Annotated in this window: 12 protein-coding genes; 5 read left to right on the forward strand and 7 right to left on the reverse strand. The window is 75.9% G+C overall.

From position 1 onward, the window contains the following. Positions 1 to 7: 7 nt before the first annotated feature. The 3 genes from ACWPWW_RS14775 to ACWPWW_RS14785 are packed head-to-tail and all read right to left on the reverse strand — an operon-like array spanning position 8 to position 2,618. Positions 8 to 1,204, reverse strand: coding sequence for a PP2C family protein-serine/threonine phosphatase (locus ACWPWW_RS14775; RefSeq protein ID WP_454051109.1), 1,197 nt, complete (start codon positions 1,202 to 1,204; stop codon positions 8 to 10). Positions 1,205 to 1,215: 11 nt separating this feature from the next. Next, on the reverse strand, positions 1,216 to 2,013 hold the full coding sequence (locus ACWPWW_RS14780; protein WP_454051110.1) for an alpha/beta fold hydrolase: 798 nt from the start codon (positions 2,011 to 2,013) through the stop codon (positions 1,216 to 1,218). Continuing rightward, positions 2,010 to 2,618 carry a TetR/AcrR family transcriptional regulator gene (locus ACWPWW_RS14785; RefSeq protein WP_454051111.1) on the reverse strand — a complete coding sequence of 203 codons (609 nt, stop codon included), beginning with the start codon at positions 2,616 to 2,618 and terminating at the stop codon, positions 2,010 to 2,012. The genes ACWPWW_RS14780 and ACWPWW_RS14785 overlap by 4 nt, the downstream gene beginning before the upstream one ends. 34 nt (positions 2,619 to 2,652) lie before the next feature. Here ACWPWW_RS14785 and ACWPWW_RS14790 point away from each other — a divergent pair, with 34 nt between their 5' ends. Then, positions 2,653 to 3,603 (forward strand): DMT family transporter, encoded by a 951-nt coding sequence (locus tag ACWPWW_RS14790; RefSeq protein ID WP_454051112.1) that lies wholly within the window; start codon positions 2,653 to 2,655, stop codon positions 3,601 to 3,603. 12 nt (positions 3,604 to 3,615) lie between these two features. Here the strand turns inward: ACWPWW_RS14790 and ACWPWW_RS14795 are convergent, their stop codons facing one another. Next, positions 3,616 to 5,847 carry a DEAD/DEAH box helicase gene (locus tag ACWPWW_RS14795; protein WP_454051113.1) on the reverse strand — a complete coding sequence of 744 codons (2,232 nt, stop codon included), beginning with the start codon at positions 5,845 to 5,847 and terminating at the stop codon, positions 3,616 to 3,618. Between the two features lie 53 nt (positions 5,848 to 5,900). After that, entirely contained in the window at positions 5,901 to 6,287 is a 387-nt protein-coding gene (locus ACWPWW_RS14800; protein WP_454051114.1) for a hypothetical protein, read from the reverse strand. Between the two features lie 92 nt (positions 6,288 to 6,379). Between ACWPWW_RS14800 and ACWPWW_RS14805 the strand changes: the two genes are divergently transcribed. Genes ACWPWW_RS14805 through ACWPWW_RS14815 form a run of 3 tightly spaced genes read left to right on the forward strand, consistent with a single transcriptional unit; the run spans position 6,380 to position 9,102 of the window. Continuing rightward, a complete protein-coding gene (locus tag ACWPWW_RS14805; protein ID WP_454051115.1) occupies positions 6,380 to 7,528 on the forward strand; it encodes a zinc-dependent alcohol dehydrogenase in 1,149 nt (382 codons plus the stop codon). 13 nt (positions 7,529 to 7,541) lie between these two features. Next, complete coding sequence (locus ACWPWW_RS14810) at positions 7,542 to 8,099, forward strand: hypothetical protein (protein ID WP_454051116.1); 558 nt, start codon at positions 7,542 to 7,544, stop codon at positions 8,097 to 8,099. 28 nt (positions 8,100 to 8,127) lie between these two features. After that, positions 8,128 to 9,102 carry a pirin family protein gene (locus ACWPWW_RS14815; RefSeq protein ID WP_454051117.1) on the forward strand — a complete coding sequence of 325 codons (975 nt, stop codon included), beginning with the start codon at positions 8,128 to 8,130 and terminating at the stop codon, positions 9,100 to 9,102. A 3-nt stretch (positions 9,103 to 9,105) separates the two neighbouring features. Here ACWPWW_RS14815 and ACWPWW_RS14820 read toward each other — a convergent pair whose 3' ends face one another. After that, positions 9,106 to 9,705, reverse strand: a complete 600-nt coding sequence (locus tag ACWPWW_RS14820) for an NADPH-dependent FMN reductase (protein WP_454051118.1) — start codon at positions 9,703 to 9,705, stop codon at positions 9,106 to 9,108. A gap of 275 nt (positions 9,706 to 9,980) precedes the next feature. Between ACWPWW_RS14820 and ACWPWW_RS14825 the strand changes: the two genes are divergently transcribed. Further along, positions 9,981 to 12,533 carry a LuxR C-terminal-related transcriptional regulator gene (locus ACWPWW_RS14825; protein ID WP_454051119.1) on the forward strand — a complete coding sequence of 851 codons (2,553 nt, stop codon included), beginning with the start codon at positions 9,981 to 9,983 and terminating at the stop codon, positions 12,531 to 12,533. On the opposite strand, the gene ACWPWW_RS14830 is transcribed toward ACWPWW_RS14825, so the two are convergent. Continuing rightward, positions 12,514 to 12,912 carry an OsmC family protein gene (locus tag ACWPWW_RS14830; protein WP_454051120.1) on the reverse strand — a complete coding sequence of 133 codons (399 nt, stop codon included), beginning with the start codon at positions 12,910 to 12,912 and terminating at the stop codon, positions 12,514 to 12,516. The genes ACWPWW_RS14825 and ACWPWW_RS14830 overlap by 20 nt on opposite strands. Positions 12,913 to 13,485: the final 573 nt, after the last annotated feature.

Below are 13,485 nucleotides of genomic sequence, written 5' to 3' on the forward strand. Positions count from 1 at the left end.
CCGGACATCATGGCCGATCGGGAGCCGCGGCCTCCACGGCGACGGTGACGACCGCGATGTCGTCCCGCGCGTCCCCGGACTGGTACGCCATCACGTCCGCGAGGATCGCGTCGGTGACGTCGGCGGCGGACCCGCGGTGCTCGTCCACGACGGTTACCAGGCGGTCGATCCCGTAGAAGCCGGCGCCGCGCCGGCCCTCGGTGACGCCGTCGGTGAAGAGGACGAGCGCGTCGCCCGGCACCAGGACGACCTCGGCGTCGTGGAACTCGGCGTCCGCCAGGATGCCGACGAGGTGCCCGTGCGCGCCCACCGGCACCGGCCGCTGCCCGGGCCGGCGCAGCAGCGGGAGCGGGTGCCCGCCGCAGGCGACCGTCGCCCGCCACGCCCCGGCGACCCGGCGCAGCCGCATCAGCACCACCGTGCAGTAGCGGTCGGTGTCGGCGTCGTGCAGCACCCGGTCGAGCGTGTGCAGGACGGCGGCGGGGGAGTCGTGGTCGACCGACGCGGCGCGCACCGTGTACCGGGCGAGCGCGGTGACGACCGCCGCCTCGGCGCCCTTGCCCTGGACGTCGCCGAGCACGACCACCCAGTCGTCGGGCGACACCTGGAACACGTCGTAGAAGTCGCCGCCCACGTGCCGGCCGTCGCCCGCGGGCCGGTACGCGGCGGCCACGTCGAGCCCCGGGACGTGCGGCGGCGTCGGCGGGATCAGGGTCTGCTGGAGCGTCTGCGCGAGCTGGAGGGCCCGCGCCTCGGACTCCTCGGCGCGGCGCTTGGCCGCCAGCACCTCCTGCTCGTACCGGCGTCGCTCGGTCGCGTCGAACGCCGCGGTCCGGATGGCGAGCGGGCGGCCGTCCGCGTCCCGGTCGAGGACCGAGTTGACCAGCACGGGCAACCGGCGGCCGTCGGCGCAGACGACCTCGAGCGCGATCTCCCGCGCGGAGCCCTGCATCTGCAGCGTCGGCGCGTAGTGGGTCTCGTGGTAGATCCGGTCGCCGACGGGCAGCAGGTCGACGAACCGCCGCCGGCCGACCAGGTCCTCGCGCCGGAAGCCGGTCCAGGCGAGGAACGTCTGGTTGACCCGCACGATGACGCCGTCCGGGGTGGTCGTGAGGTAGCCGCAGGGCGCCCGGTCGTAGAGCAGCGCCGGGTCGTCCTGGAGCGGGGCCTCGTGGAAGGCGGCGTCGGTGCCGTCGGTCGCCATGCGCGCGGCCGTCAGCCGCGGACGAACTCGGCGATGGCCGCCGTCGTCGCCTCGGGCGCGCTGAGGTGCGGGCAGTGCCCGGTCGCCTCGAGCATGACCAGCCGGGCGCCGGGGATGGCGTCGCGCACGTACTCGCCGACGGAGACCGGGGCGATGATGTCGTCCGTGCACTGCAGCACGAGCGTCGGCACGGTGACGGCGGGCAGGTCGGCCCGGTTGTCGGACAGGAACGTCACGCGGGCGAACTGCCGGGCGATCTCCGGGTCGGTGCGGCAGAAGCTCTCGGTCAGCTCGGCGCCCAGGGCCGGGCGGTCGGCGTTGCCCATGATCGCGGGGGCCATCGCCCGGGACCAGCCGAGGTAGTTGCTGTCCAGGGAGTCGAGCAGCTCGGTGATGTCGGCCTCGGAGAAGCCGCCGGTGTAGCCGTCGTCGTCGATGTACCGCGGCGACGGCCCGACCAGCACCAGCTTCGCGAACCGGTCCGGCTCGGCCGCGGCGGCGAGCACCGCGATCGTCGCGGAGACCGAGTGGCCGACGAGGACCACGTCGTGCAGGTCGAGCTCGCGGACGATCGCCAGCACGTCCTCGGCGTACCCCTCGAGGGAGCCGTGCCGCTCGGGGTCGTACGCCGAGGTGTCCGAGCCGCCCGCGCCGACGTGGTCGAACGTGATCACGGTGAACGCGTCCTCGAAGTGCGGGGCCACCAGCCGCCACATGTGCTGGTCGCAGCCGAACCCGTGCGCGAACACGATCGGCTGCGCGCCCGGCACACCCGAGACCCGGATGTGGTGCCGTTCCGTCGCGTTCACCCGACGAGACTAGCGACCCGCACCGCCAGGAGCCCTCGCGCCACCTCGCGCGCCACCTCGAACGGCCGCGGGAACGTCTCCATCCCCACGGTGACGATGGCGCCCTCGTACAGCAGCATCAGCGCCTGCGCCGTCGCGTCGGGCCGCTCGACCCCGGCCTCCCGGCACAGCTCCGCGAACAGGTCCAGCAGCCAGGTCTTCTGCCGCGCGACCTCGGGGAACACCGGGTGCCCGTCGTGGCCGTCGCCGATCTCCGCGCGGGCGTTGATCGCGCTGCAGCCCTTGGGGCTGTTCGCGTCGGACCAGCTGATCGCGGCGTCGAAGACGGCCAGCACCCGGTCGGCCCCCGGCTCCGGCACCTGCGCCAGCCGGGCGGCGAGGTGGTCCCGCCAGCGGGCGTCGCGGTGCTGGAGGTAGGCGACGACGAGCGCCTCCTTCGACCCGAACCGGTCGTAGAGCGTCTTCTTGGTGACGCCGGCCTCCTCGGCGATGGTGTCGACGCCGACGGCGTGGATGCCGCGCTCGTAGAACAGGCGGGAGGCGGCGTCGAGCACCCGGCGGGCGCCGGGGGTGAGGGCAGCGGGCTCCGGGACGGGCGTGGGCACGACAGCGAGTATACCGCTCTGTATAGTCGCCACCATGGGTACACAGATCGGTTTACCTCGGGCGGTGACCACGGTCGCGGCGTCGGCGGGCTTCGTCGTCAGCTGGAGCTCGGGGTTCGTGATCGCCAAGGTCGCCACCGTGGACGTCCCGCCCGTGACGCTGCTGGTGTGGCGGTTCGTCCCGGTCGCGCTCGTGCTGCTGGTCGTGGCCCTGGCGACCGGCTCGGCCCGCCGGGTGACGTGGACGCAGCTGCGCCAGCAGGCGGTCGTCGGGCTGTTCGCGCAGCTCGGCTACTGCGTGCTCGTGTACGCGGCGATCGCCGCGGGCGTGACGACCGGCAGCACGGCGCTGATCGACGCGGTCCAGCCACTGGTGGTCGCGACGCTGGTCGGCCCGCTGCTCGGGCTGCGGGTGCGGGGGTCGCAGTGGGCCGGGCTGCTGGTCGGGGCCGCCGGCGTGGCGCTGGTCGTGCGCTCGCAGGTCGGCGGCGCGGACGCCGCTCCCGTCGCCTACGTGCTGCCCGCGCTCGCGATGGCCTGCCTGGTCGCCGGCACGTTCGTCGAGCGCCGGGCGGAGTCGCGGCCGCCGGTCCTCGTGACGCTGACGATCCACCTGGTCGTCACGGCGGCGGCGCTCGTCGTGCTGGCGGCCGCGACCGGCACCCTGGTGCCGCCGCGGGAGCCGTCGTTCTGGCTGGTCACCGCGCTGGCCGCGGTGCTCCCGACGCTGGTCGCGTACGGCCTGTACTGGGGGCTGCTGCGCCGGATCGGCGTGACGGCGCTGAACGCGCTGCTGTTCCTCGTCGCGCCCGCGACCGCGGTGGCCGGCGCGGTGGGCTTCGGCGAGCCGCTGACCGTCGTGACGGCGGCCGGGTTCGCGCTCTGCGCCGTGGGGGTGGCGGTGGTCCTGGTGGTCGAGGCGCGCACCCGGCCGGCGCCCGCGCCGGCGCCCGTGCCCGACCCGGCGCCGGTGCCCGCGCGCTGACGTTCCCGGCGCTCAGACCGGGTCCGGCGCGGCCCCGTCCTCGGCCAGCCCGGCCCACACCGGCCCGTACCCGAGCCGCGCCTGCTCCATCGCCACGACCTCGCGCGCGAGCCCGGCCTCGGTGACGTCGACGGCGGCGACGGCCGCGGCCGCCACCGACGACTCGCGCACGTAGGCGTCGAACACCCGGCGCTTGCCGGCGAGCAGCTCGACGATCCGCTCGTCCACGCCGTCCTCGGCGAGCAGCCGGTGCGCCACGACGGTCCGCACCTGGCCCATCCGGTGCAGGCGGGCGACGGCCTGCGCCTCGGCGGACGGGACCAGCTGCGGCTCGCACAGCACGACCACGGACGCGGCCTGCAGGTTGAGGCCCACCCCGCCGACGCCGATCTGCGCGACCAGCACGCCGTCCCGCGGCCCGGCCGAGAACGCGTCGACGACCGCCTGCCGCTCGTCGGCCGGGACGTCGCCGGTGAGCGCGCCGAACACCGGCCCGGGGCCGGCCCCCAGCACGGCGACGACCCGGTCCAGCACGTCGCGGAAGTACGAGAACACCACGGTCCGGTGCCCGTTCTCCCCGGCCTCGCCGACGATCTCCACCAGCCGCGCGAGCTTGGTCGAGTCGGCGGGGTCCTCCGTGAGGTACGCGGCGCGCCGCATCGCCATGAAGTTCCCGGTGGCGACGGCGGACCGGTACCCGCGCTCGCCGGCGGGGGACAGGTCCTCCCAGTCGTCGACGACCACGAGCTCCGGCAGCTCCACGAGCACGTCCGCCTGGTTCCGCCGCAGGTAGACCGGCGCGACCGCCCGCCGGAACGTGTCCGCGCCGACCAGGCCGAGGTGCCGGGGCAGCCCGTCGGCCAGGTCCCGGTCGAGCAGCCGCACCAGCGCCACGAAGTCCTCGACCCGGTTGTCCATCGGCGTGCCGGTCATCAGCAGCACCCGCCAGACCCGCGCGGCCCACGCCGCGACCTCCTGCGACCGCCGGGCCGCCGGGTTCTTGACGTAGTGCGCCTCGTCGACGACGAGCACCGCGACCTCCGGCCCGTCGGCGGGGACGTGCGGCAGCCCCTCGAAGGTCGTGATCCCGATCCCGCCCTCCGCCTGCCACCGGGCGATCGCCTCCGCGCGCCGCTCCCCGTGCAGCCGGTGCCCGGTCAGCGTGGTCCGGGCGTCGACCTCCCGCAGCCAGCTCACCAGCACGCCGGCCGGGCAGACGACCAGGAAGTGCCGGTCCCCGGCCGCCGCCCGGTCGGCGATCACCGCGAGCGCCTGGATCGTCTTGCCGAGGCCCATCTCGTCCCCGAGCAGGGCCCGGCCCTGGTTCAGCGCGAACCGGGCGCCGAACTCCTGGTACCCGCGCAGCGGCACCCGCATCAGCGACAGGTCGAGGGGCCGCGCGGCGACCCGCTCGGCGAGCTCGGCGGTGAGCATGCCGCGTGCCGCGAGCACGTCGTCCGCCAGGGGCACGATGCTGCCGAGCACGGTGTAGAGCTCGGCGCTGCGCTGCTCGAAGACGTCCCACAGCGCCGTCGCGTCCGGTTCCGGCGCGGCGCACGCGGCCGCCAGCCGGTCCACCGTCGCCCCGAGCCCGTCGTCGACGACCGCCGACCAGCCGTCGAGCGCCGCCAGCGCACGCCGGGCACGGTCCTTGGCCGCGCGCCGGGACAGGGCGAACCGCAGCCGGCTCCCGGCGGGCGCGGCGGTCACGAGGTGGGCGGCGACCGACGACGCGTAGTCCGCGAGCGCCGTGCGGTGCGGCTCGACGACGGGTCGCAGGCGCAGGAGCCGGTCGAGCAGCCGCAGCAGCTCGACGGTGGTCGCGGTGTCGGGCCGCCCCGAGCGGTCGACCTCGAGCCGCACCGGGACGCCGGCGCGGACCGCGCCCGCGAGCTGCTCGACCGCGGCGACGACGCTGCGCGCGGTCTGCGTCCCGACCCCCGGCACCGCGTCCAGGGTGCCCGCGTCGACGCCGAGCAGGTCCGCGGCGGTGGCGTACCCGGCGTCGGCCAGGGCCCGCAGGCGCAGGTTGCGGTCGGTCATCGCGCCGAGCTGCTCGACCGGGACGATCCCGAGCTCCGCGCGGACGCGTGCCTCCCGGTCCTGCTCCACGAGCGCGGCGACCCGCACCGTGGCGCCGTCGAGGTGGTCCAGCACGGCCCGCGCCGTGCCGGCCAGGGCCCGGTGCCGCTCGAGCAGGGCGCGCGCGGCTGCGCCGGGCTCGGTGGCAGGGGCGCTGGTCATCGACGCGATGCTACGGCGGACCGCGAGCCCGTCGAGCCCGTCGGGCCCGGCGGTCAGCCCCGGACCCGGACCGTCCCGACGTCGCACTGCACCGGGGACGACTCGGCGCACGCCCCGCCCGCCAGCCACACCTCGACCTCGTCGCCGTCGGCGAGGTCGTCCAGCGTGATCGCGCCGGCGCCGGACACCACCTGCGGGTCCGCCCGGTCCAGCGCCATGCCCTCGTAGTAGCCGTCGGACGCCCCGGTGAGCACCGGCACCCCGTCCCGCAGCTCGACGACGCCGGACACGTCGGGCGTCGACTGCCCCGTCACGTGCGCGGTCGCGGGCGGCGGGGCCGGTGACGCACCGGGGGTCGGCGTCGCGGTCCCGGTGCAGCCGGAGGCGAGCGCGGCGAGCAGGACGGTGCCGAGGACGGCGGCGGCGGGGCGGGTCGGCATGCCTCGATGGTGGCACCCGGCGCCTCCAGATGCGGGACGCGCCGGGGGTGCGCAGGCTGGGACGAACGTCAGCACGCCACGAGGGAGCCACCATGCGAGCGATGGTCTACCGCGGGCCCTACAAGGTCCGCGTGGAGGAGAAGGACGTCCCGGCGATCGAGCATCCCAACGACGCGATCGTGAAGGTCGTCCGGGCCGCCATCTGCGGCTCCGACCTGCACCTCTACCACGGGATGATGCCGGACACCCGGATCGGGCACACGTTCGGGCACGAGTTCATCGGCGTGGTCCACGAGGTCGGGTCGTCGGTGCAGAACCTGCAGGTGGGCGACCGCGTGATGGTGCCGTTCACCATCTACTGCGGCAGCTGCTTCTTCTGCGCGCGCGGCCTGTACTCGAACTGCCACAACGTGAACCCGAACGCCACGGCGATCGGGGGCATCTACGGGTACTCGCACAGCACCGGCGGCTACGACGGCGGCCAGGCGCAGTACGTGCGGGTGCCGTTCGCGGACGTGGGCCCGCAGAAGATCCCGGAGTGGCTGGACGACGAGGACGCCCTGCTGATGACCGACGCGCTCGGCACCGGGTACTTCGGGGCGCAGCTCGCGGACATCCACGAGGGCGACACCGTCGCGGTGCTCGGCGCCGGGCCGGTGGGCCTGTTCGCGGCGCGTTCCGCGTGGCTGATGGGCGCGGGGCGGGTCGTCGTCGTCGACCAGCTGGGCTACCGGCTGCAGAAGGCGCAGGACTTCGCCTACGCCGAGACCCGCAACTACACCGAGTACGACGACATCGTCGTCGAGATGAAGAAGACCACCGACGGTCTGGGGTTCGACCGCGTGATCGAGGCGGTCGGCGCGGAGGCGGACGGCAACCTCATCCAGCACGTCACCGCCGCGAAGCTGAAGCTGCAGGGCGGGTCGCCCGTCGCGCTGAACTGGGCCATCGACGGCGTGCGCAAGGGCGGCACGGTGTCGGTGATGGGCGCGTACGGCCCGATCTTCTCGGCCGTGAAGTTCGGCGACGCGATGAACAAGGGCCTGACGCTGCGGATGAACCAGGCGCCGGTGAGCCGGCAGTGGCCGCGGCTGCTCGAGCACATCCGCAACGGCTACCTCAAGCCGTCCGAGATCATCACGCACCGGATCCCGCTGGAGCACATCGCGGAGGGCTACCACATGATGTCGTCGAAGCTCGACGGCATGATCAAGCCGGCCATCATCCCGGACGCGGACTGAGAGGAGCACGACCATGCCGTACCGCGCAGAGAAGCCGGCGCTGCCGGAGACCTCCGAGCAGCTCCGTGCCCGGATCCCCGGCTGGGGTGCCGACCTGGACCCCGCCGACCGCCCGTCCTACCCGCGTGAGCGCCGCGACCTGCCGACCGGCGCGCACTGGGAGTTCCCCGACCGCCAGCCCGAGACGTACCCGCGCGAGCGGTCGATCGAGCACACGATGCTGCCGCCGGTGTTCGGCACCGCGCAGCCGCTGCACGGGCCGGCGGGCGCGATCCGGCGCTACGCGTACGACCGGTTCAGCGAGGGGCGCGCGGCGCACTGGCTGCTGCTGATCGCCGCCGACCGGGTCGAGTCGACGACGGAGCACCTGAAGTCGTTCGCCACGACCCGCCCCGACAACCCGATCACGGAGACGGGCGTCCTGTCCGAGCCCCGCCGGCACCCCATCGCCTCGCGCCGGGGTCGCGTCGACGTCCGGCACCAGCCCCTGGACGTGGTGCTGGTCGCGGGCCCGTGGATCCTCGGCGGGGCGGTGGCGGTCGCGGCGATCCGCACGGCCCTCCGCCGCTAGCGCGGAGGTCCGGCCCTACGCTCGGGGCATGACCAACCTCGAGGCCGTGGCGACCGAGCGGGTCTGCACCCCGGCGGACCCGCGCGCCGGCGACCTGCTGGAGCCGCGGGACGTGCCGCTCGGCGGGATCCGCGCCATGGCGGTCCGCCGCACGCTGCCGCAGCGCGCCCGGTCGTTCATCGGCGCCTGGTGCTTCCTCGACCACTACGGCCCCGACGACGTCGCGGCGACCGGCGGCATGCGCGTCCCGCCGCACCCGCACACCGGGCTGCAGACCGTGTCGTGGCTGTTCTCGGGGGAGATCGAGCACCGGGACAGCCTCGGCACGCACTGCCTGGTGCGGCCTGGGGAGCTCAACCTGATGACCGCGGGGCACGGCATCAGCCACTCCGAGGACTCGACCGACGCCACGACCGTGCTGCACGGCGTCCAGCTGTGGACGGTGCTGCCGGAGCGGGACCGCGGGGTCGACCCGGCGTTCGACCACTACGTGCCGCCGGTGGTGGCCCTCGACGGCGGCGAGGCGCGGGTGTTCCTCGGCGCGCTGGCCGGGTCGACGTCGCCGGTCCCGTCGTTCTCGCCGCTGGTCGGCGCCGAGCTGCGCCTGGCTCCCGGGTCCACCCACGCGTTCGCGGTGGACCCGGCGTTCGAGCACGGCGTGCTGGTCGACGCCGGCGCCGTCGAGGTCGACGGGACCCCGGCGCCCGTCCACCACCTGCTCTACCGGGCGCCGGGCGCGACGACGCTGACCCTGCGGGCCACGGGCGACACCGAGGTGCGCCTGCTGCTGATCGGCGGGCTGCCGCTGGGGGAGCGGATCGTCATGTGGTGGAACTTCATCGGCCGCGACCACGAGGAGGTCCTGGCCGCCCGCGAGCAGTGGCAGGCCGAGATCGCGTCGCCCGAGGGCGGCGGACCGCGGTTCGGGCGCGTCGAGGGGCACGCGCACGCGCCGCTGCCCGCGCCGGTGATCCCCGGGCAGCGGCTCAAGCCCCGGGCCTGACCCCTACTTGGACGACTGCGGGTCCTCGTCGCCGATGTGCCCGGAGGCGTTCGCGTCGAGCACCCGCTGCACGAACGCGCAGTACTCGTCCATGTAGTGCCCCAGGAACTTCGCGGTGCCCTCGTCGTGCACCGCGCCGCCGGGCCCGAACACCTCGGGCCGGAAGTGGATGTACGCCTCGGGGGAGTTCAGCTGCGGGGCGTCGAGGAAGCTCAGGACGCTGCGCATCGACGACTGCATGACTGCCGTGCCGATGCCCCCGATGGACGCCCCGACGATGCCGGTGGGCTTCCGGGCGAACGAGTTGGTGCCCCACGGCCGCGAGCCCCAGTCGATGGCGTTCTTCAGCGCCCCCGGGATGGACCGGTTGTACTCGGGCGACACGAACAGGATGCCGTCGGACGCGGCCACGGCGTCCTTCAGCGCCCGGGCCTCCGGCGGGTAGTCGGTGTCGTAGTCGGGGCTGTAGAGGGGCAGGTCCCGGATGGGGATCTCCCGGAACTCGAGCTGGTCCGGCGCCAGGGCGATGAGCGCCTCGGCCAGCGTGCGGTTGATCGACGTGCTCGACAGGCTGCCGACGAAGTAGCCGATGGAGTGCGACATCGCGGGTCCTCCGGTCGCGGGCGCGGGGACCCGGCCGGCCCCCGCTGGCGCTCTCCAGCGTGGCACCGGGACCGAGGTGCCGCGCGGTGGGCCGACCCACGGACCGGGACCCGCTGGGTAGGTACGGCGCCGGCCGTGCGCCCGCCGCCGCTGCGTAGGTGGTCGCGGACCGTCCGCTGAGTGGTGCGGCACCCAGCAGAGTCCCTGCGCGGAGGTCGACGTCCGGGTCGGCCGGCAGGGGCGTCCAGCAGCGGGCGCAGGACGGGAGACGCGCCGTGGAGGCAGAGGGATTCGGGCTGACCGTGGCGGCGGTGCAGCGGTGGTTGCCGCTCGGACGCGACGTGCTGGTCCGGGGCGACCGCGGCGCCGGCAAGTCGACCGTGCTGGAGCGCCTGCTGGCCGACGCGTCCCGGCGCGGCGTCACGGGCCTGCTGCTGCGGGCCTGCGGGCCGGGCGACCTGTCCGCGCTGGTCGAGCACGCGTCGGCCTCGGTGCGGGTGCCGGACGAGACGGCGCTGACCGACTGGCTCGCCGACGAGCTCCGGCCGCGGCGCAGCGTGCTGCTGGTCGACGACGTCGACCGGGTGGACGCCGCGAGCCTGCGCGTGGTCCGCCGCGTGCTGGGCCGCACGCCGGCCATCCTCGTGGCGTCCTGCACCGTCGACGCGCTGCTCGCGCCCACCGCGGGCATGCGCGAGCTGCTGGTGGACCGCGCCCCGGCCGAGCTGCGCCTGCACCCCTTCGGCTTCCGCGCGGTGTCCGCGCTCCTGGCGTCGGTGCTCGGCGCCCCGGCCGACGCGGGGCTCACCGCCACGGTGACCGCCCAGACCGGGGGCAACCCGCGGGCCGTCGTGGCGCTCGCGGACGCGGCCCGCGCCGCCGGCGCGCTGCGGCGGCAGGACAGCGTCTGGGTCGAGGACGGGGGCCTCTCGGACGTGCCGGTCGACGCGGTGGCGTACGTGTTCCTCTCGGGGATGCCGCGGCAGGGCGTCGAGGCGCTGGAGGCGCTGGCGAGCGCCGGCCCGGTGCCGGCCGACGTCGCCGCGCGGCTGGTGGCGCCCGACGTGCTCGCGGAGCTCGAGGAGGCCGGGCGCGTGGTGGGCCACGACCCCGGCGCCTCGGGCGAGGTGCTGGCCGTCGCGCCTCCGCTGCTGGCCCGGGCCCTGCGCGAGCGCGTGGTCCCGACCCGGCGCCGGCAGCTCGCCGGGCGGGTCTCGGCCGAGGGCGGTCCGGCGGCGGCGGTCGCGCCGACGGACCACGTGAGCGTGGCCCTGCTCGCCGCGCCGTCCGGGGAAGGCGGCACGTCGGCGTGGGCGGCGCAGCTCGCGGGGCTCGTGCACGAGCACGCGACGGCGGAGGAGGCGGCGCGCCGCGGCGTGTGGCTGCAGGAGCCGACGCTGCGCACCGCGAACGCCTACCTGGCCCTGCTGCTGCGCCGCCCCGCCGCCGAGCCGCTCGCGGAGGTGTTCGCCCAGGCGGCCCCGGGACCGTGCGACGACCCGGCCGACCGGGCGGCGTTCGCGTTCTTCCGGTCGCGCTGGGCGGCGTGGACGGCGGCCTCGGCGGACCCCGAGGCGGAGCCGGACGCGCCGGCGGAGGACGCGGCCCGGGCCGACGCGGGCCCGCGCGAGGACCGCGAGGACCCCGAGGACCCGGACCTCGCGCCGGTGCGGGTGCTGCGGGAGCGCAAGCGCCGGCTGGTCCGGGAGATCGCGGACGGCCGGTGCGCCGACGACGTCGCGGCCGAGTCCGACCCGCCGGAGGCCGCGACGTTCTTCCGCGGCTGGCCGGTGGTGCTGCGCGCCGCGGCCCTGCTGGAGTCCGGCTGGCCCGGCGCCGCGCTGCAGGTCTGCACCGAGGCGGACCTCTCGGACGCCGAGCCCGAGGCGCGGCACTACCTCGCCGCGCTGCGCGGGCAGTGCCTGCTCCAGTCGGGCCTCACCGCCGAGGCCGAGCAGTGGCAGCGCCGGATGCTCGACGCGGCGTACGACGACCTGGACGCGCTCGGGATCCGCGTGCACGCCTGCATGCTCGCGGAGGTGCTGTTCGCCGCCGGGCAGAGCGGCGCGGCGTGGCGCGCGCTCAGCACGTCGCTGCGGCTCGGGGCCCCGGGCCCGGTCGGGACGACGTTCCACCGGCGAGGGCTGACCATCGGCGCGATCCTCCAGGCGAACGCGGGCAACCAGCCGCTGGCCGAGGTGCTGGTGCGCGAGCTGGACGCGACGCCGCCGGAGCACGAGCCGCTGCTGCACTCGCTGCGGCCGCTCGCGCACGTGGCGCTGGCCTCGGCGACCGGCGACGGGACGGCCGCGGCCGCGACGGCGTGGGCGGTCGCCGAGGGCTACGCGGACCAGGGGCTGCTGCAGCCGGCGCTGACCTGCTGGGTGCTCGGCGGGGCGCACCTCGACCCGGCGTCGGCCCGCACCGTCCGAGCCGTCGCGGACCGGGCCCGGCTGCCGCTGCTCGAGCCGTACGTGCAGGTCCTGGTCGGGCTGGCCGACGGCGACCGGGCGGCCGTCGCGGCGGCCCTGCCCGGCACCAGCCCGCTGTGCGCGCCGGCCCTGTCCCGCGCGGCCGAGCAGTACCTCGGCGTGGCGGCCCGCAGCGCCGACGGCCCGGTCGGCCGGGGCCCGCTGCCGGGTGCCCGCGCGGAGGCGCTGTCGGGCCGGGAGCAGGAGGTCGCGGTGCTGGCGCGCGAGGGCCTGAGCAACCGGCAGATCGCCGACCAGCTCTACCTGAGCGTCCGCACCGTCGAGAACCACATGAGCCGCGCGCTGCGGAAGCTCGGGATGCTCGGCCGGGCCGACCTCACGCAGTGGCGCGACTGACCGGCGCGCCCTGGCGCACCGCCCGGGGGATCTCGGCCACCTCGTCGACCACGGCGAGCAGCAGGTCGACCTCGTGCTCGGTGGCGGTCGTGTCCACGCGCACGGCGTAGGTGATCCCGGTCGACGCCCAGGTGCCCGGCGCGAACCCGCCGCGGGCGACCACCTCGACCCCGGCCAGCGGGATGCCGCGGGCGGCGGCCTCGCGGTGCAGGTCGTTGAGCACGCACCCCGCGACCGCCAGGTGCAGCAGGTGCGCGCCGGTCGGGGCGGGCGTCGCCCGCATCCCGGCGGCCGTCCACCGGTGCGGCAGCGCGAGCGCGTCCGGGTCGTCCGGCGCGAGCGTGCCCGCGCCGACGGTCACCGCGAAGTCCTCGGACATCGGCGTCCTCCCTCGTCGGCGGCAGCCTAGCCACGGGGCCGTGGCCGGTCACCGGGGGAGGCGACCCTCATCTCCCTGGTCCACCCCTCACCGACGCCGGCGGGACCACTCAATCCGCCGCCCGCAGCACCTACAGCGGGCTGAGGGGCGGCCCGCGGCCGTCAGGATCGAGGACGTCGGTGGGGCCCGCAGCGGCTGACGGGTCCCGCCGGCGCCTCGTCTCCGGTGCCCGGCACCGCCCCCGTCGGGCACCGGACCCCCTCCGCCCGCCGGCCGCCGCCGCGTGACGTCCGTCACCGGGGGTGGGAGCCGACCTGCGACGATGCCCCGGGTCTGTGACCTGGCTGTGTGAGCGTTCACCCGAGGAGACGCCAGGTTGTTGACCGCTGCACCATCCCAGGGCCATAGTTCATTCCCGACGGTGCGCATCGCCTGCCCCCTGCGCGGTGCGCACCGTTGATCAACTCCCGGCCACCGTCGAGCACCCGCTCCGGTGGCCGTGCTCGTCCCCGGGGCGGCCGGAAGCGGCGAGTTCCGCGTCATCACCCCGCTCGGCGGCGCGTCACGCGGCGC

This window comes from Cellulomonas sp. Marseille-Q8402 (genome assembly GCF_965119525.1).

What these genes read in the sequence shown, in the direction of transcription:
- ACWPWW_RS14810 (WP_454051116.1), top strand. Translation starts at nt 7,542, where the DNA reads ATGCCGTACCGCGCAGAGAAGCCGGCGCTGCCGGAGACCTCCGAGCAG.
- ACWPWW_RS14800 (WP_454051114.1), bottom strand. Translation starts at nt 6,287, where the DNA reads ATGCCGACCCGCCCCGCCGCCGCCGTCCTCGGCACCGTCCTGCTCGCC.
- ACWPWW_RS14795 (WP_454051113.1), bottom strand. Translation starts at nt 5,847, where the DNA reads ATGACCAGCGCCCCTGCCACCGAGCCCGGCGCAGCCGCGCGCGCCCTG.
- ACWPWW_RS14805 (WP_454051115.1), top strand. Translation starts at nt 6,380, where the DNA reads ATGCGAGCGATGGTCTACCGCGGGCCCTACAAGGTCCGCGTGGAGGAG.
- ACWPWW_RS14790 (WP_454051112.1), top strand. Translation starts at nt 2,653, where the DNA reads ATGGGTACACAGATCGGTTTACCTCGGGCGGTGACCACGGTCGCGGCG.
- ACWPWW_RS14830 (WP_454051120.1), bottom strand. Translation starts at nt 12,912, where the DNA reads ATGTCCGAGGACTTCGCGGTGACCGTCGGCGCGGGCACGCTCGCGCCG.
- ACWPWW_RS14775 (WP_454051109.1), bottom strand. Translation starts at nt 1,204, where the DNA reads ATGGCGACCGACGGCACCGACGCCGCCTTCCACGAGGCCCCGCTCCAG.
- ACWPWW_RS14815 (WP_454051117.1), top strand. Translation starts at nt 8,128, where the DNA reads ATGACCAACCTCGAGGCCGTGGCGACCGAGCGGGTCTGCACCCCGGCG.
- ACWPWW_RS14820 (WP_454051118.1), bottom strand. Translation starts at nt 9,705, where the DNA reads ATGTCGCACTCCATCGGCTACTTCGTCGGCAGCCTGTCGAGCACGTCG.